This is a genomic window from Bifidobacterium sp. H6bp9 (assembly GCF_032193695.1).
GTDB lineage: Bacteria > Actinomycetota > Actinomycetes > Actinomycetales > Bifidobacteriaceae > Bombiscardovia > Bombiscardovia kimbladii.
In genome coordinates, this window is sequence record NZ_JASTZY010000003.1 from 247,910 (window position 1) to 264,858 (window position 16,949).

Sequence of the window (16,949 nt, forward strand, 5' to 3'; positions counted from 1 at the left end):
TTAAGCAGTAGTGGACGGTGATCATCAGGAGGGGCTGACTGCATTGCTGGATCAGTTCCTGGCCTACACCGGTCTGGAGCGGGGTCTTGCCCCCGCCACGGTCAAGGCTTATCGGTCCGATCTGACCATGTACATCAACTGGCTGTCAGGTCGTGGCATCACCAGCCTGGAGCAGATTCACACCGCCGATGTGGAGGGCTTTCTGGCCCATTTGGCCGACGAGAGCCCAGCCAGCCGCTCCCGAAGGATGGCCGCCGTCCATGAGTGGCACCGGTTCGCCCTCAAGCAGGGGGTGACCGACCAGGATGTCTCTCGTGCCGTCAAGGCTCCCAAGGGCACCTCGGCCCTGCCCGATGTGCTGGACGTGGACCAGGTGACCCGGCTGCTGGATGCAGCGGCCATGGGCGGGTCCAAGGATCCGGTGGTTTTGCGGGACAAGGCCCTGCTGGAGTTCATGTACGCCACCGGCTGCCGGGTCTCGGAGGCCGTCGGCACCGATCTGGAAGACATGGACCTTAACGAGCGGGTGGTCCGCCTGACCGGCAAGGGCGACAAGCAGCGTCTGGTGCCCATGGGCTCCTACGCCTGCCAGGCCATGCAGGCCTACCTGAATCTGGGGCGGTCCAGCCTGTGCGATCGGGCCACCAAGGGCAGGGAGCTGCGTGCCGTCTTCCTCAACAAGCGGGGCAGGCGGCTGACCAGGCAGACGGTCTGGCAGGTGGTCAGGGATGCCGGCCGCCGGGCAGGGCTGAACAGGCCCCTGCACCCACACACCCTGCGGCACTCCTTCGCCACTCATCTGCTGGAGGGAGGCGCCGATGTGCGTTCGGTCCAGGAGCTGCTGGGCCACGCCTCGGTGACCACGACGCAGATCTACACCCATGTCAGCCCCCAGGCCCTGATCGAGACCTACCAGACGGCCCATCCCCGCGCTCGCTGACCCGCCAACCCGCGAATGCGGCCGGAAACTTGATAGGGTAGAAGCATGCCTACGGATTTGTTAGGGCGCGAGTATGAGACGTTCGCTGCCCCGGAGCCTTTGAAACAGCACGGCCCGGCCCGTGTTCTCGCCATGTGCAACCAGAAGGGCGGCGTAGGCAAGACCACCTCATCCATCAACATCGCCGGGGCCCTGTGCCAGTATGGGCGCCGGGTGCTGATCGTGGACTTCGACCCCCAGGGCGCAGCCACCGTGGGCCTGGGCATCAACGCCAACAGCGTGGACAACACCATTTACACCGCCATGTTCGACACCTCCCTGGATGTTCACGAGGTGGTCCGGCATACCCGTTTCGACGGTCTGGACATCATCCCGGCCAACATCGATCTGTCGGCCGCCGAGATTCAGCTGGTCACTGAGGTCGGCCGGGAGCAGGCCCTGGCGGCCACCATCCGGCCCCTGCGGCAGGAGTATGACGCCATCATTATCGACTGCCAGCCTTCGCTCGGCCTGCTGACCGTCAACGCGCTGACTGCTGCGGACGGGGTCATCATTCCCGTGGCGGCCGAGTTCTTCGCCCTGCGCGGCGTGGCCCTGCTCATGCAATCCATAGAGAAGGTCCGCAGCCGCATCAACCCCGACCTGCAGATCTACGGGGTGCTGGTCACCATGTACACCAAGACCCTCCATTCGGACGAGGTGCTTCAGCGCATCTACGAGGCCTTCAAGGGCAAGGTGCTGCACTCCATCATCAGCCGGTCCATCAAGCTGCCCGATGCCACGGTGGCCGGCGAGCCCATCACCATGTTCGCCCCCGAGCACAAGACCGCCAAGGAGTATCGGGAGGTCGCCCGGGAGCTGATCGCCCGCGGCATCGTGGCGTGAGCGGATCAGCGGACGGCTTTGCCGTCGACCTGGATGTCTACCAGGGGCCATTCGACCTGCTGCTGGGCATGCTGGCCAACCGCAAGCTCTCACTGACGGAGGTCTCGCTGGCCGCCATCACCGGGGAGTTTCTGGACTATGTGCGCACCCTGGACTTCGGCCAGGGGCTGGACCAGGCCAGCGCCTTCCTGGACGTGGCCTCGGTTCTGGTTGAGGCCAAGAGCGCCGCCCTCCTGCCTGTGGAGGACGAGTCCATGCGCGACCAGGCCTCCATGGATGCCCTCAGGGAGCGTGATCTGCTCTTCGCCAGGCTCCTGCAGTACCGGGCCTTCAAGCAGGCAGGGCAGGACTTTCGAGCCAGGCTGGCCGCCAACTCGGGCCGCTACCCGCACCCAGGCCATCTGGAGCCCGAACTGGCCCATCTGCTGCCTGATCTGGTCTGGACCCTGAAGCCAGAGGATCTGGCCCTGCTCTGCGCCAACGCCCTGGTCAACGCTCCGGCCTCCCAGGTGCGTCTGGACCAGCTGCACGTGCCCCTGGTCGACCTGAACAAGGAGGCCGACAAGGTTCGCCAGGCCCTGCTGGCACAGCCTGGGCAGCCGGTGGTCTTCGCCGATCTGGTCGCCTCCTCCAAGGGCCGGGCGCAGGTGGTGGCCCGATTCCTGGCCGTGCTGATCTTCTTCAGGCAGGAACTGATCCAGTACCGTCAGGATGGCCCCTACCAGCCGCTCTACCTGCGCTGGGTTGGGCCGACACAGGAGCCGGAAACGGCCTTGATCAGTGAGGGGGACTTTGCATGAGCCAAACCTCGGCTCCCGATACCCGTCCCGAATACGTGGACTTTGACGTGCAGGACTTTCCCGGGGGGCTGGCCGCCTGCCTGGAGGCTATTCTGGTGGCCACGGACCGGCCGCTGACCGCAGAGGATTTCTCCCGGGTGCTGGCCGTGGATCCGGACCCGGTCAATGCCGCCCTGGAATCGCTGGCCGAGTCCTATGGCGACCGAGGATTCGAACTGCGTCGGACCGCCCGGGGCTGGCAGCTGACCAGCCGGGCCGCCTACCAGCCCGTGGTGGCGGCCTTCGTTAAGGACGGCCAGACAGCACGCCTCTCCCAGGCGGCCCTGGAGGCCCTGGCCATCGTGGCCTACCGCCAGCCCATGACCCGTGCCCAGGTGGGGCAGATCCGCGGGGTCAATTCGGACGGGGTCATCCGGGCCCTGCTGGTGCGCGGCCTGGTCCGCGAGGAGGGCCTGGACGAGCAGACCCACGCCGCGCTGCTGGTCACCACCGACCTCTTCCTTGAGCGGATGGGCCTGCAATCCTTGGAGGATCTGCCCTCCCTGGCCCCCTTCCTGCCCGACGAGGACTCGGCTCTGGCCCAGGCCCGCCAGGAGATGTCCGACCAGCTTCAGTCTCCGGATCCAGTCCAAGGTTCGCCCCAGGGCGAGGAGGAGTGAACGCCTGTCACATAAGGCGGTTACACTTGTCTCTGTTTGTCCAATTCCTGGATCATGCCAGCCGGCAGACAGGTCGGCGGAGGCATGGATAGCATTCACGAGAATGAGGTTTTGATGGCGGTACGCGGCGATATACGAAATGTGGCGATTGTGGCACACGTTGACCACGGCAAGACCACCCTGGTCAACGCCATGCTGCAGCAGTCGCACGTCTTCTCCGAGCGGGAGGAGGTGCCCGACCGGGTCATGGACTCCAACGACCTGGAGAAGGAGAAGGGCATCACCATCCTGGCCAAGAACACCGCCGTCAAGTACACAGGCCCACTGGCCGCCAAGCTGGGCCAGCCCGACGGCATCACCATCAACGTGGTGGACACCCCAGGCCACGCTGACTTCGGTGGCGAGGTGGAGCGCGGCATCTCCATGGTCGACGGCGTGGTCCTTCTGGTGGACGCCTCAGAGGGGCCCCTGCCCCAGACCCGCTTCGTCCTGCGCAAGGCCCTGGAGGCCAAGCTGCCCGTCATTCTGGTCATCAACAAGACCGACCGTCCCGATGCCCGCATCTCCGAGGTGGTCTCCGAGTCCACCGATCTGCTCCTGGGACTGGCCCAGGACGTGAGCGAGGAGGGAGTGGACCTGGATCTGGATTCCCTCCTGGACCTGCCGGTCATCTACTGCGCAGCCAAGGCCGGCAAGGCCTCCGTCAATCAGCCCGCCGACGGCGCCGTGCCCGACAACGACGATCTGGAGCCCCTCTTCGAGGCCATACTGACCAACATTCCCGCCCCTGAGTACGAGGAGGGCGCCCCGCTGCAGGCCCATGTGACCAACATCGACGCCTCCGACTACCTGGGCCGCCTGGGCCTGGTGCGCATCTACAACGGCACCCTGAGCAAGGGCCGCCAGTACGGCCTGTCGCGCGTGGACGGATCCATCGAGAACTTCAAGCTGACCGAGATCCTGCGCACCAAGGGCCTGCAGCGCTTCCCTGTGGAGGAGGCCGGCCCCGGCGACATCGTGGCTGTGGCCGGCGTGGAGGACATCATGATCGGCGAGACCATCGTCGACCAGGACGACCCCCGGCCCCTGCCGCTGATCCACGTGGACGACCCTGCCGTCTCCATGACCTTCGGCACCAACGATTCCCCCCTGGCCGGCACCGAGGGCAAGGACCACAAGCTGACCGCCCGCATGCTCAAGGATCGTCTGGACCGCGAGCTGATCGGCAATGTCTCCATCAAGGTGCTGCCCACCGACCGGCCTGACGCCTGGGAGGTTCAGGGCCGTGGCGAGCTGGCCCTGGCCATCCTGGCCGAGCAGATGCGCCGGGAGGGCTACGAGCTGACCGTGGGCCGCCCCCAGGTGGTCACCAAGACCGTGGACGGCAAGCTTCAGGAGCCCATGGAGTCCGACACCATCGACGTGCCCGAGGAGTACATGGGCGCGGTCACCCAGCTCATGGCCGACCGCAAGGGCCGCATGGAGACCATGACCAACCACGGCTCCGGCTGGGTCAGGATGCAGTTCACCGTGCCCTCCCGTGGCCTGCTGGGCTTCCGCACCGCCCTGCTGACCGCCACCCGCGGCACCGGCATCTCCGCTTCAATCTCCGCCGGCTACGCCCCCTGGGCGGGCGACATCAAGACCCGGCAGAACGGATCCATGGTCTCCGACCGCTCCGGCAAGGCCAGCCCCTACGCCATGCAGAAGCTCCAGGCCCGGGGCGAGTTCTTCGTCAAGCCCCAGTCGCCTGTCTACGAGGGGCAGATCGTGGGCATCAACAACAAGCCCGGCGACCTGGACATCAACATCACCCTGGAGAAGCACATGACCAACATGCGTTCCTCCACCGCCGACGTGCTGGAGACCCTGACCCCGCCCATCGACATGAGCCTGGAGGAGTCCCTGGACTTCGCCAACGATGACGAGTGCGTGGAGGTGACCCCCGAGTCCATCCGCGTGCGCAAGATCATCCTGGACAGGGATGCCTGGTACAAGTGGAACGCCCGTCAGCGCAGGGCCAACAAGAAGTAACCCTTCTCCCACAATCAGATTCAGTCCGACCCGGCCGCCCCACGGTGACCGGGTCGGACTAGTCTTGTACCCATGAAGTCTCAGGTTTCCAAATCCAAGGATCAGGCCCCCTCCCATTCGGCGGGTGAGTCCGGCAAGGCGAGTCTCTTCCGCTGCCTGCTGGGCCTGCCCATCGGTCTGGCGGTGGGCGTGCTGGGAACCCTGGTCCAGCGCTCCGGGGCCGCCCAGGGTCTGCCCTGGGGGATGGTCCTGGCCTATCTGCTGGTGGCCCTGGCCTCCTGGTGGGTCCGTTGCGACAGCGGCACCATGGGTCTGGCCCTGCATCTGGTGGCCTCGACGGTCACGGTCTGGCTGCTCTCCATGCGGGGGCCTGGCGGCGACGTGCTCATGCCCTACGCCGACTTCCCCACATTCTTTGCCAAGTACGCGGTCTTTCTCTGGATGGGCGGGCTGGTCCTGATCCAGACCCTGGCCATCTGTCTGCCGGCCTCCTGGTTTGCTGACGGTCCCCTGCGTCGTCAGGGGCGATCAGCATGAGCCAGGATCCGTCAGGAAAGCCGGCGACTGAACCCGACCGAATTCCCCTGCACTTCCTGGGTCCCGAGGGGACCTTCACCCATCAGGCCGCTCTTGAGGCAGCCAACCTCATGGAGACAAGGCTGGACTGCAAGGCTGACTTGCGCCCCTGCTCGGATGCGGCTGCCATCGTGGCCGCCGTGGAGGAGGGCCGAGGCTGGGGAGTGCTGGCCTGGGAGAACAACGTGGAGGGCCATGTGGTGCCCAACATGGATGCCCTGATCGACGCCCAGGCGGTAGCGGGCTTCGGCATGGTCCGCCTGCCCATCGTCTTCGACGCCTTCGTCCGGGCTGACCATGATCCCCTGCGCCAGGTCGCCGCCCATCCCCATGGACTGGCCCAGTGCAAGGGCTTCATCGCAGAGACCGGCCTCAATCCGGTGCCGGCCAATTCCAACGCTGCGGCCTGTCGTGACTTGGGCCCCGACCAGGTGGCTCTGGGGCCGCGCATATGCGGGAGCCTCTACGGACTGGAGACCTACCGGCGCGAGGTGCAGGACTATCAGGGGGCCCGTACCGACTTTCTTCTGCTGGCTCCCCGAGATCGGGCCGCCCGGCTGGCACGCCGCCTGGCGCCGGGCGGGGATTTCGAGTCCATCGTCACCTTCATTCCCCTGAACACCGGGCCGGGCGTGCTGGCCAACCTGCTGGACCGTCTGCGCGATGCGGGCCTGAACATGACCTCATTCATGTCCCGGCCCATCAAGGGGCACGACGGGACCTACAGCTTCGTGGCCAGCATCGACGCCGCACCTTGGCAGAAGGAGCTCCATCAGGTGCTGGCCGACCTGCTGGACAGGGGGGACTGGCTCAAGACCCTGGCGGTCCATCCGCGCACCCCGCATCCGGCGCCCCCCATCCGTGAATGGATGCTGCCCAGGGCGGGGGCCTTCCGGGGTGAGGACCCCGATACCGAGACGATCAGCAAGGAGTTGTTATGGTAGATGAATCCGCACCCTTTCCACACATGGACCTGTCAGGTCCCGAGCACATGCACCCCATGGCAGGCATGGCCGCCTCGCCGGTGCTGACCTCGGCCCACAAGATCGCCGTGGCAGGGCTGGGTCTGATCGGCGGATCGCTGGCCCGCCGGCTGGCCGCACGGGGCCGGTTCGTGATCGCATGGAACCACAATGACCGTCCCTATGAGCAGGCCCGCAGCCAGGGGATACACTGTGTGGACACCCTGGAAGAGCTGGCCAAGGGCAAGGCAGACGTGCTGGTGCTGGCTACCCCCTTGCGGTCCATGCCCGAGGTGCTCAAGGCCCTGGCTCCGGTGTTGACCCGGGGCACCACCCTGACCGACGTGGGCAGTGTCAAGGGGCCGGTCCGCCGTCAGGTCGAGCAGGCCGGTCTGGCTGATCGGTATGTAGGCGCCCATCCCATGGCGGGCAGCGAGGGCTCCGGTTACGAGGACTCGGACCCGGCCCTCTTGGATGATGCCCTCTGGGCTCTCTGCGTCGATGAACAAACGGATTACAGCCGATTCCTGACCGTGGCCGACATGGTCACCCAGGGTCTGGGCAACCGGCTGATCGCCCTGGACGATGCCACCCATGACCGGGCCGCTGCGCTGATCTCGCACATGCCCCATGTGGTGGCCACCGCCCTGGCCAACATGCTGACCGGGTCGCCTGACCGCCGTGTGGCCTCGGCCCTGGCGGCCGGATCCTGGCGTGACATGACCCGGGTGGCCCTGACCGATCCTGAGCGGACCCGGGCCATGGTGGAGGAGAACGCCGACCAGGTGGCCGACCTGCTGGATGCCCTGGCCGAGAATCTGCAGGGCATGGCCTCTCTCTTGCGGGACCAGGATGCGGCGGCCGATGAAAAGCGCCGGGGCTTCTTCCTCCAGGCCGATCCCTTCCGGCGCTACAAGGCTGCCCTGGCCGGCCAGGAGCCGATGCCCACCACCGACCTTGAATTGGATCCGCAGGAGGGCAACTGGCGGCAGGAGCTGCTGGATTCGGCCCTGCGCGGCGAGCAGGTCTCGGCCTTCCTGACCACCAGCCGTGCCCGGGTGCTGCACCCGCCGGTCATCGACTGAGATCAGGTGGGTCCGGGCGGGGCGAACGGCGTTCCGGGACCGGCTTCAGGGCCACCATGTCTTCTGCTTGCAGAGTCACTCGTTCTCCGGGACGCGACCCATTGGCCGCCGGGTCCCTGTCCAGGATCAGCCGATGTCCGTCCCAGTCGACCACATGGCCCACGTAGTCTCGGAACTTGGGCCTTCCATCCTCCGGGTCCGACCCCAGGGCGATCCTGACCACCAGCCGCGCTCCGGCCGGTATGGTTGCTGGCAAACGCATGGCCATCCACCTCCGGGGTCAGTATCGCCTGCGGCTGCGACGAGGGCGAAAGCGCCTAGACTGTATTGCACATGCTGCACAGCCAAGCGAAGGGAGTGCCCGCAGTGGACCAGGATCTGCAGGACTTCACCGACTATCTTTCCCGGGTGGCAGGCAAGAGTCCCAACACCGTGCGTTCCTACCGGGCCGACCTGTCGGGCTTTCTGCACCTGATGCATCTGCACGGCTTCGACGACCCCGCGCAGATCGACCTGGCCGCCATCAGGTCCTGGCTGGCCCATGAAGCCGCTACCCACGCCCGCTCGACCATGGCCCGGAAGACGGCTGCATTGAGATCCTTCTTCGGCTGGCTGAGCCGGCACGGCCGCATCAAGACCGACCCCACCCTGGCCCTGAGCAGCCCCAAGCAGTCCGAGCACCTTCCACGGGTCCTGACGCACGACCAGGCCCGCACCCTGATGGATACGGTCGACAAGGATCCGGTCGAGCCCCGGGAGGACCAGAAAGTCCAGGCGGCCCTGCAGGTCCGGGACGCGGCCATGCTGGAGCTGCTGTACGCCACGGGCATGCGTGTGGCCGAGCTCTGCGGGCTGGACCTGGATGACGTGAACCGGCACAGCCGCACCGTAAAGGTCTTGGGCAAGGGTTCCAAGGAGCGGGTCCTGCCCTATGGCCTGCCCGCCGATCGCGCCCTGGATCGCTGGCTGGGGGAGGGGCGGCCGGTCCTGGCGGGCTCAAGGGCCAAATCGGCCCGCAAGGCAGGCCAGGCCCTCTTCCTGGGTCAGCTTGGCGGCAGGGTTGGCCAACGGCAGGTCCGCAAGGTGGTCCATCAGGCGGCCGGTCAGGCCGGGGTGCCCGACATCGCCCCCCATGCCCTGCGGCACTCGGCCGCCACGCACATGCTGGATGGGGGAGCCGACCTGCGCGAGGTTCAGGAGATGCTGGGCCACTCCTCCCTGCGGACCACCCAGCGCTACACCCACGTCTCCATCGAGCAGCTGCGGGCCCGGTACAGGCAGGCTTTCCCCCGGGCCTGAGATCCGGTAAATGAGATACGACTTGTCTCGGGAAACATCCTGGTATCAGAATATGGCGTATTCTAGCTTGAACATCAGTCAAAGACTTTCGGGATCATAGGCGCAATGTTGGCAACCAGCTAAAGGGAGCAGCAGGAATGAAGAAGAGTTCACAGCTCACGGTGGCGTCAGCCGCCATCTGTGCCTTGGCGCTCTTGGCCGGCGGCTGCGGCAGTGGAGGCAGCAGCACCAATACCGAGGGTGCCGAGCAGTCGTCCAGCAGCCAGCCCAGCAGCAACGCCGTGGTGTCGGTCCGCGGGTGCGAGCCGGCCAACCCGCTCATTCCCAGCAGCACTGCGGAAAGCTGCGGCGGGCAGGTCGTGGATGCCATCAACTCCAAGCTGATCCGCTTCGACGACCAGGGCAAGGCCCACAACGATCTGGCCGCGGAGATCAAGGGCAACGACGACATGTCCCAGTACAAGGTCACCTTGGTTGACGGGCGCAAGTTCTCGGATGGCACCCCCATCACCGCCAAGTCCTTCACCAGGGCCTGGTCCTGGAGCGCCAATGTGTCCAACGGCCAGCTGAACGCCAGCTTTTTCTCTGACATCAAGGGCTTTGATGACCTGCAGAAGCAGGGCGTGCCTGCGGATGCCCAGTTCTCCGGATTGAAGGTCATCGATGACAAGACCTTCACCGTAGACCTCATTTCGCCCTCGTCCACCTTCCCCATTCAGGTGGGCTATACCTCTTTTGCGCCCCTGCCTGAGTCCTTCTACAAGGATCCCAAGGCCTACGGGGAGAATCCGGTCAGCTCGGGTCCTTACACGTTTGAGTCCTGGCAGCACAACGCCATGATCAAGCTTCGCAAGAACAACGACTACGGCGGGGAGGTCAAGGTCCAGAACGGCGGCATCGACTACAAGGTCTACACTGACCTGAATTCTGCCTATTCCGATGTGCAGGCGGGCAACCTGGATGTGATCGACAGGATTCCCACCTCCGCTGTCAAGACCTTCATGACCGACAGCATGGTGCAGAGTTATAACAAGCCTGGCTCCACCCTGCAGATGTTCACCATTCCTGCCACCATGGAGCATTTTGGCCAGGACCAGGAGGGCCGCCTGCGCCGCCTGGCCATCTCCATGGCCATTGACCGGAAGATGCTGATCGACAAGGTCCTGGGCGGTCTGGGCGTGCAGCCCACCGACTTCACCGCGCCGACCATCCCAGGCTATGCCAAGGATCTCAAGGGTTCGGACAGCCTCAAGTACAACGCTAGGAAGGCCAAGGAGTACTGGGCCAAGGCCGATGCCATCAGCAAGTGGCCAGCCGACAAGAGCTTCCAAATGCTGTACAGTTCGGATGGCGGCGCCAAGGACTTCTACGACGGCATGGCCAACTCCATCAAGAACACGCTGGGCATCAAGGCCGAGGCCACTCCTGTGCCCACCTTCAGCGAGTTCCGCGGCAACATCAAAAAGCGCCTCTACGCGGATGCGGCCTTCAGATCCTCCTGGTCACCCGACTACCCATCGCCTGAGAGCTATCTGATGAGCAACTTCGCCAGCTCGGCGGCCGACGGCAACGGATCCAACGATGGCGACTACAAGAACCCCAAGTTCGACGCCCTGTTGAAGCAGGCTGCCAAGGCCAAGGACACCGATGAAGCCAACAGGTTCTTCCAGCAGGCTGAGGAGATCCTTCTGCAGGACATGCCGGCGGTTCCGCTCTATTATGGAAACAACATCGGCGCGTCCGCCAAGAAGGTTCATGGGATGCGTCTGGGCTGGGATGGCTATCCGATCTTCTCGGAGCTGTCCAAGGACCAGTAATGATCGTGCCGGAAACGGCATAACCGCCGTCGATGACTGGCGGTTCGGGAAACCAACCAAAGGAAAGAGCAAGATATATGAAGAAGCAATCGGCCCTGACCATTGCGGGCGCCGGACTGTGCGTCATGGCGCTCACCCTGGGCGCCTGCGGCGGATCCGGCGGATCCGGCTCCTCTGCCCAGGGGAGCAACGGCGGCAGCTCGAACGCCGTCATCTCGGTCTTCAACCCTGAGCCGGCCAATCCGCTCATCCCCAGCATGACCAACGAGGTGGGGGGTGGCAACCCCATCGACGTCATGTTCTCCAAGCTGGTCCGCTTTGACGACAAGGGCAAGCCGGTCAACGAGATCGCCAAGCAGATCAAGGCCAACGAGGACAACACCCAGTACACCGTGACCATCAACGACGGCTGGAAGTTCTCGGATGGCACCCCGGTCACTGCACAGTCCTTCACCAAGGCCTGGTCCTGGGCGGCCGACATCGCCAACAAGCAGCTGGGCTCCAGCTTCTTCGCCAACATCAAGGGGTATGACGACCTGCAGAAGGAGGGCACCCCTGGCGATGCCCAGCTGTCCGGCCTCAAGGTCATCGACAACAAGACCTTCACCGTGGATCTGACCTCGCCTTCCTCCACCTTCCCCATCCAGGTGGGCTACACCGCGTTTGCGCCCCTGCCCGAGTCCTTCTACAAGGACACCAAGGCCTTCGGCGAGAAGCCGGTGACCGTGGGACCCTACAAGTTCCAGTCCTGGGAGCACAACAAGTCCATCAAGCTGGTCAAGGATCCCGCTTACAAGGGCGGCATCAAGGTCAAGAACGGCGGCGTCGAGTTCCGCTCCTACACCGATGCCACCGCAGCCTACCGCGACGTGCAGGCCGGCAACCTGGACGTGCTGGACACCCTGCCGGCCTCGGCTCGCAAGACCTTCCAGACCGATAACACGGTCCAGGCCATCAACGATCCGGGTTCGGTCATCCAGATGTTCACCATCCCCACCTACATGAAGCACTTCGGCCAGGATCAGGAGGGCAAGCTCCGTCGCCAGGCCATCTCCATGGCCATCGACCGGCCGACCATCATCAAGAAGGTGCTGTCCGGAACCGCCAAGGAGGTCCACGACTTCACCGCCCCCGTCATCCCCGGCTACTCAACCAGCATCAAGGGATCCGACGTGCTCAAGTACAACCCGTCCAAGGCCAAGGAGCTCTGGGCCGAGGCCAACAAGATCTCCCCCTGGGGCGAGGGCGACAGCTTCAAGATCGCCTACAACGCCGATGGCGCCCACAAGGAGATCTATGACGCCGTCACCAACTCCATCAAGAACGCCCTGGGCATCCAGGCTTCGGGCAACCCTCTGCCCACCTTCAGCGAGTTCCGCTCCAACGTGCAGAACCGCAAGTTCACCGACTCGGCCTTCCGCTCCGGTTGGCAGCCCGACTACCCCTCGCCCGAGAGCTACCTGTCCAGCAACTTCGCCAGCTCGGCAGCCAACGGCAACGGGTCCAACGACGGCGACTACAAGAACCCCGAGTTCGACGGCCTGATGGACAAGGCAGCCTCCGCCAAGAGCATCGACGAGGCCAACAAGATCTACCAGCAGTCCGAGGAGCTGCTCTTCCGCGATCTGCCTGCAGTTCCGCTCTACTACCAGAACTCCAACGGCGTGGCCGCCAAGAACATCCAAGGATTCTCCTTCACCTGGAAGGGCGTCCCTGCTTACTACAACATCAGCAAGTGAGGTGACGGGAGCCTGAATCCCGCACCTCAGAGCTGATATCGCCAGGGCCGGCACGGAAGGATCCACTCCGCGCCGGCCTTGGCGTCTTTGCACCCCTGTTGAGGTGTGCTGGTAGACTCAAACAAGAATTTTTGCGGCGGCCCCGATCCCCATGCCGATCCCGGTCGCGGATGACAAAGGAGAATAGCCGATGGGAAAATATCTTCTGCGACGTATTCTGCAGATGATCCCCGTCGTTCTCGGCACGACACTGCTGATATACGCGCTGGTCTTCGCGCTTCCCGGCGACCCTGTGGCCGCCATGTTCGGGGACAAGCCGGTCAATCAGGCCGTTGCCGCACAGATACGTTCGGAATACAATCTCGACAAGCCCTTCATCGTGCAGTACGTGCTCTTCCTGAAGAACGCGCTGACCCTGAACTTCGGCAACACCTTCGCCGGCCAGCCCGTGATCAGCGTGATCGGCAGGGCCTTCCCGGTGACCATCAAGCTGGCCCTGATGGCCTTCGTCTTCGAGGGCGTCTTCGGCGTGATCTTCGGCATCATCGGCGGCCTGACCAAGGGCAAGTGGTCGGACAACATCATCCTGGTCCTCTCCCTGCTGCTGATTTCGGTGCCTACCTTCGTCACCGGCTTCATCCTGCAGTACCTGTTCGGCGTCAAATGGCATCTGCTTCCGGCCACAGCAGGAGCCAATCCTGGCTTCATTGATCTGCTCATGCCAGCCATTGTGCTGGGGTCGGTGTCCATGGCCTCCATCATCCGTCTGACCAGGACGGAGATCACCTCCAACATCTCCGAGGACTACGTGCGCACGGCCCGGGCCAAGGGCATGAGCAATCGGTCCGTCATCGTGCGGCATGTGCTGCGCAACTCACTGATACCCGTGGTCACCTACCTGGGCGCCGACATCGGCGGACTCATGGGTGGGGCCATGATCACCGAGCGCATCTTCAACATCCAGGGTGTGGGCAACACCCTTTACCAGGCCATCCTGAGGGGCGAAGGCACCCTGGTGGTCTCCATCGTGACCATTCTGGTCCTGATCTTCGTCATCACCAGCCTCCTGGTCGACCTGCTCTACGCAGTGCTCGATCCGCGGATCCGGTATGCGTGAGGGAGAGGGACCGACTATGAGTGAAACGGCAATGAACGAGTCAAGCGAACAGAACGAAAGCCAGGCCCGCGTCTACTTTCCCGACCCCTTGCCGGGGCAGGAGCGGTTCGTGGCCCCCGTCGACGAGACGCCCCTGCGCGAGGTGGACTCGGTGGATGAGGACGTGCCGCCCACCAGCATGTGGGCCGACGCCTGGAAGACCCTGAGGCGCAACCCGCTCTTCATCATCTCCGCAATCCTGGCGATCGTGGTCATCCTGGTGGCCCTCTTCCCCAACCTCTTCGCCAGGCAGGACCCCATGGCCTGCAGCCTGTCCGACTCCTTGGAGCCCGGCCGGCCCGGGCACCCCTTCGGCTTCGACCTGCAGGGCTGCGACGTTTACAGCCGCGTCATCCACGGGGCCCGGACCTCGGTGTCCATCGGCATCATGACCACCATCCTGGTCACCGTCTTCGGCGGCCTCATCGGCGCCATCGCCGGTTTCTTCGGGGGATGGGTTGACGCAGTGCTCAGCCGCATCACCGACATCTTCTTCGCCATCCCCATGATCCTGGGCGCCATCGTGCTCCTGCAGATGTTCCGCACCTCCACCTCCCTGTGGAAGATCATCCTGACCCTGACCCTCTTCGGCTGGGTCAACATGGCCCGCATCACCCGCAGCGCCGTCCTGGAGGCCAAGAACCTGGAGTTCAACACCGCATCCACGGCCCTGGGCTCCACGCCCCTGCGCAACCTCTTCCGGCACATCATGCCCAACTCCCTGGCCCCGGTCATCGTCATGGCCACCATGTCGCTGGGCACCTACATCGTCTCTGAAGCCACGCTGAGCTTCCTGGGCATCGGCCTGCCCTCCACCGTGGTCTCCTGGGGCGGGGACATCTCGACGGCCCAGAACCTCCTGACCACCAACCCCTCGGTCCTCTTCTATCCCTCCGCAGCCCTGGCCATCACCGTGCTGGCCTTCATCATGATGGGCGACGCGGTCAAGGATGCATTGGATCCCAAGAGCAGAACGGCCTGAGTGGAGGAAGCATGACTGAAGCAGACAAGAACATGACCACCAATCAGGAGCAGCAGCCTCTGCTCGACGTGCGGGACCTGCAGGTGGACTTCACCGCCGATGGGCGTACCGTCCATGCGGTTCGCGACGCCTCCTTCAACGTCTACCCCGGCCAGTGGGTGGCCATCGTGGGGGAGTCCGGCTCGGGCAAGTCCACCTCGGCCATGGCTGTGCTGGGCCTTCTGCCCGGCACCGGCAAGGTGACCGGCGGCAGCATCCGGCTCAAGGGCCGCGAGCTGGTGGGCCTGGACCGCAAGGACTACGAAGCCCTGCGCGGCTCCCAGGTGGGCCTGGTCCCGCAGGACCCCATGAGCAACCTGAACCCGGTCTGGCGCATCGGCTCCCAGGTCAAGGAGGCGCTGACCGCCAACCACATGGACGTCTCCAGGGAGAAGCGCTCCCGGCTGGCCAAGGCCCTGGCCAGCGACGAAGAGGTGACGCTCAAGAAGTCCGACGATGAGCTCTTCATCTCTTCCAAGGACCTGCCCGGCCTGCTCCAGGCCGCCCGCCAGGCCCTGAGCGATGCCGGGGTCGCCGACGTGGACAAGACCATGGAGGCCCTGAAGGCCGAGTGGGATGTGGGCTCCGAGACCCGCTGGGGCGTGGCCAAGTCCCTGATCGACGCCGGTGTGGATGACGATGCGGCCTGGACGCTGGCCAAGGAGCATGTGACCGGTTCGGACATGGACGACCGCATCGCCGGGCTGCTGTCGGAGGCCGGGCTGCCCGAGGCCGCCACCAGGGCCCGGCAGTATCCGCATGAGTTCTCGGGCGGCATGCGCCAGCGCGCCCTGATCGCCATCGGCCTGGCCTCCCGGCCCGATCTGCTGATTGCGGACGAGCCCACCAGCGCCCTGGATGTGACCGTCCAGAAGCGCATTCTGGACCACCTGCGCAGCCTGACCGAATCCCTGGGCACCGCCGTGCTCTTCATCACCCACGACCTGGGTCTGGCAGCCGAGCGCGCCCAGCACATCGTGGTCATGTACCGGGGCCAGGTGGTGGAGTCCGGGCCCAGCCTGGAGGTCCTGCAGCACCCCCAGCACCCCTACACCAAGCGGCTGGTTCAGGCCGCGCCCTCGCTGGCCTCCCAGCGCATCATCTCCGCCAAGCAGCGCGGCCAGGATGCCGAAGACCTGCTGGAGCACCACGTCAAGGGCGAGAGCACTCTGGAGCGCAGCGAGCACATCATCACCGTGGAGCACCTGACCCGCGAGTTCAGGCTGCCCCGGCGCAAGGAGATGTTCAAGGCCGTGGACGACGTCTCCTTCTCGGTCAAGCGGGGGACCACCCTGGCCATCGTGGGGGAGTCGGGCTCCGGCAAGTCCACCGTGGCCAACATGGTCCTGCACCTGCTCAAGCCCACCTCGGGCCGGGTGACCTACGAGGGCCAGGACATCGCCGGATTCGGCAGCCACGAGCTCATGGAGTTCCGCCGGCACGTGCAGCCGGTCTTCCAGAACCCTTACGGCTCCCTGGACCCCATGTACTCCATCTACCGCTCCATCGAGGAGCCCCTGCGCATCCACAAGATCGGCAACGCCAAGTCCCGGCAGAAGCGGGTCAAGGAGCTGCTGGACATGGTGGAGATGCCCGAGTCGGTCATGGGGCGCTACCCCAACGAGCTTTCCGGCGGACAGCGTCAGCGCATCGCCATCGCCCGGGCCATGGCCTTGAATCCGGATGTGATCATCTGCGACGAGGCCGTCTCCGCCCTGGACGTGCTGGTCCAGGACCAGGTGCTGCGGCTGCTCAACGACCTGCAGGCCGAGCAGGGGCTCAGCTACCTGTTCATCACCCACGATCTGGCCGTGGTCAGGCAGATCGCGGACGAGGTGGTGGTCATGCAGCACGGCCGGCTGGTGGAGCACGCCACCACGGACGAGGTCTTCGACCACCCCCAGCGCCAGTACACCAAGGATCTGCTGGACGCCATCCCCGGCGGCAAGCTGCGCCTGGGTCTTGACTAGTCATCC

Annotated in this window: 15 protein-coding genes; 14 read left to right on the top strand and 1 reads right to left on the bottom strand. The window is 64.9% G+C overall.

Going from position 1 to position 16,949, the window contains the following annotated elements; translation table 11 throughout:
* Positions 1-10 precede the first annotated feature (10 nt).
* The 8 genes from xerD (at position 11) to QRX40_RS06045 (ending at position 7,941) form a co-directional block, all read left to right on the top strand.
* Positions 11-940 carry a site-specific tyrosine recombinase XerD gene (gene xerD, locus QRX40_RS06010; RefSeq protein WP_313836999.1) on the top strand — a complete coding sequence of 310 codons (930 nt, stop codon included), beginning with the start codon at positions 11-13 and terminating at the stop codon, positions 938-940.
* A gap of 45 nt (positions 941-985) precedes the next feature.
* A complete protein-coding gene (locus QRX40_RS06015) occupies positions 986-1,825 on the top strand; it encodes a ParA family protein (protein WP_101432174.1) in 840 nt (279 codons plus the stop codon).
* Positions 1,822-2,625: a segregation/condensation protein A gene (locus QRX40_RS06020; protein WP_313837002.1), complete on the top strand. Its 804-nt coding sequence runs from the start codon at positions 1,822-1,824 to the stop codon at positions 2,623-2,625. Before QRX40_RS06015 ends, QRX40_RS06020 begins: the two co-directional genes overlap by 4 nt.
* The gene (gene scpB / locus QRX40_RS06025) at positions 2,622-3,284 is read left to right on the top strand and encodes an SMC-Scp complex subunit ScpB (RefSeq protein ID WP_313837003.1); all 663 of its coding nucleotides are present in this window, start codon (positions 2,622-2,624) and stop codon (positions 3,282-3,284) included. Before QRX40_RS06020 ends, scpB begins: the two co-directional genes overlap by 4 nt.
* A gap of 114 nt (positions 3,285-3,398) precedes the next feature.
* Positions 3,399-5,318: a translational GTPase TypA gene (gene typA / locus QRX40_RS06030; protein WP_313837004.1), complete on the top strand. Its 1,920-nt coding sequence runs from the start codon at positions 3,399-3,401 to the stop codon at positions 5,316-5,318.
* Positions 5,319-5,390: 72 nt separating this feature from the next.
* The gene (locus QRX40_RS06035) at positions 5,391-5,855 is read left to right on the top strand and encodes an alcohol dehydrogenase (RefSeq protein WP_313837005.1); all 465 of its coding nucleotides are present in this window, start codon (positions 5,391-5,393) and stop codon (positions 5,853-5,855) included.
* Positions 5,852-6,838, top strand: coding sequence for a prephenate dehydratase domain-containing protein (locus tag QRX40_RS06040; RefSeq protein WP_313837006.1), 987 nt, complete (start codon positions 5,852-5,854; stop codon positions 6,836-6,838). The genes QRX40_RS06035 and QRX40_RS06040 overlap by 4 nt, the downstream gene beginning before the upstream one ends.
* Positions 6,839-6,903: 65 nt before the next feature.
* Entirely contained in the window at positions 6,904-7,941 is a 1,038-nt protein-coding gene (locus tag QRX40_RS06045; protein WP_313837043.1) for a prephenate dehydrogenase/arogenate dehydrogenase family protein, read from the top strand.
* On the opposite strand, the gene QRX40_RS06050 is transcribed toward QRX40_RS06045, so the two are convergent.
* Positions 7,931-8,203 (bottom strand): DUF6725 family protein, encoded by a 273-nt coding sequence (locus QRX40_RS06050; RefSeq protein WP_313837007.1) that lies wholly within the window; start codon positions 8,201-8,203, stop codon positions 7,931-7,933. The two genes, QRX40_RS06045 and QRX40_RS06050, sit on opposite strands and share 11 nt — an antisense overlap.
* A 71-nt stretch (positions 8,204-8,274) precedes the next feature.
* Between QRX40_RS06050 and QRX40_RS06055 the strand changes: the two genes are divergently transcribed.
* From QRX40_RS06055 to QRX40_RS06080, 6 genes are all read left to right on the top strand, one after another.
* Entirely contained in the window at positions 8,275-9,240 is a 966-nt protein-coding gene (locus tag QRX40_RS06055) for a tyrosine recombinase XerC (RefSeq protein ID WP_396184407.1), read from the top strand.
* A gap of 137 nt (positions 9,241-9,377) precedes the next feature.
* Positions 9,378-11,057: an ABC transporter substrate-binding protein gene (locus tag QRX40_RS06060; RefSeq protein WP_313837011.1), complete on the top strand. Its 1,680-nt coding sequence runs from the start codon at positions 9,378-9,380 to the stop codon at positions 11,055-11,057.
* A 77-nt stretch (positions 11,058-11,134) separates the two neighbouring features.
* A complete protein-coding gene (locus QRX40_RS06065) occupies positions 11,135-12,796 on the top strand; it encodes an ABC transporter substrate-binding protein (protein ID WP_198200717.1) in 1,662 nt (553 codons plus the stop codon).
* Positions 12,797-12,986: 190 nt separating this feature from the next.
* Positions 12,987-13,913, top strand: a complete 927-nt coding sequence (locus tag QRX40_RS06070; protein ID WP_024627150.1) for an ABC transporter permease — start codon at positions 12,987-12,989, stop codon at positions 13,911-13,913.
* 31 nt (positions 13,914-13,944) lie between these two features.
* Complete coding sequence (locus QRX40_RS06075; protein WP_306222234.1) at positions 13,945-14,934, top strand: ABC transporter permease; 990 nt, start codon at positions 13,945-13,947, stop codon at positions 14,932-14,934.
* Between the two features lie 11 nt (positions 14,935-14,945).
* Positions 14,946-16,943, top strand: a complete 1,998-nt coding sequence (locus QRX40_RS06080; RefSeq protein WP_313837014.1) for an ABC transporter ATP-binding protein — start codon at positions 14,946-14,948, stop codon at positions 16,941-16,943.
* Positions 16,944-16,949 lie beyond the last annotated feature (6 nt).

Excerpts from the sequence above, each read along its gene's own strand:
- QRX40_RS06075 (WP_306222234.1), top strand. The coding sequence starts at position 13,945 with ATGAACGAGTCAAGCGAACAGAACGAAAGCCAGGCCCGCGTCTACTTT.
- QRX40_RS06015 (WP_101432174.1), top strand. The coding sequence starts at position 986 with ATGCCTACGGATTTGTTAGGGCGCGAGTATGAGACGTTCGCTGCCCCG.
- QRX40_RS06065 (WP_198200717.1), top strand. The coding sequence starts at position 11,135 with ATGAAGAAGCAATCGGCCCTGACCATTGCGGGCGCCGGACTGTGCGTC.
- QRX40_RS06050 (WP_313837007.1), bottom strand. The coding sequence starts at position 8,203 with ATGCGTTTGCCAGCAACCATACCGGCCGGAGCGCGGCTGGTGGTCAGG.
- QRX40_RS06055 (WP_396184407.1), top strand. The coding sequence starts at position 8,275 with ATGCTGCACAGCCAAGCGAAGGGAGTGCCCGCAGTGGACCAGGATCTG.
- QRX40_RS06040 (WP_313837006.1), top strand. The coding sequence starts at position 5,852 with ATGAGCCAGGATCCGTCAGGAAAGCCGGCGACTGAACCCGACCGAATT.
- QRX40_RS06045 (WP_313837043.1), top strand. The coding sequence starts at position 6,904 with ATGGCCGCCTCGCCGGTGCTGACCTCGGCCCACAAGATCGCCGTGGCA.
- QRX40_RS06080 (WP_313837014.1), top strand. The coding sequence starts at position 14,946 with ATGACTGAAGCAGACAAGAACATGACCACCAATCAGGAGCAGCAGCCT.
- QRX40_RS06060 (WP_313837011.1), top strand. The coding sequence starts at position 9,378 with ATGAAGAAGAGTTCACAGCTCACGGTGGCGTCAGCCGCCATCTGTGCC.
- QRX40_RS06035 (WP_313837005.1), top strand. The coding sequence starts at position 5,391 with ATGAAGTCTCAGGTTTCCAAATCCAAGGATCAGGCCCCCTCCCATTCG.
- QRX40_RS06070 (WP_024627150.1), top strand. The coding sequence starts at position 12,987 with ATGGGAAAATATCTTCTGCGACGTATTCTGCAGATGATCCCCGTCGTT.
- scpB (WP_313837003.1), top strand. The coding sequence starts at position 2,622 with ATGAGCCAAACCTCGGCTCCCGATACCCGTCCCGAATACGTGGACTTT.
- typA (WP_313837004.1), top strand. The coding sequence starts at position 3,399 with ATGGCGGTACGCGGCGATATACGAAATGTGGCGATTGTGGCACACGTT.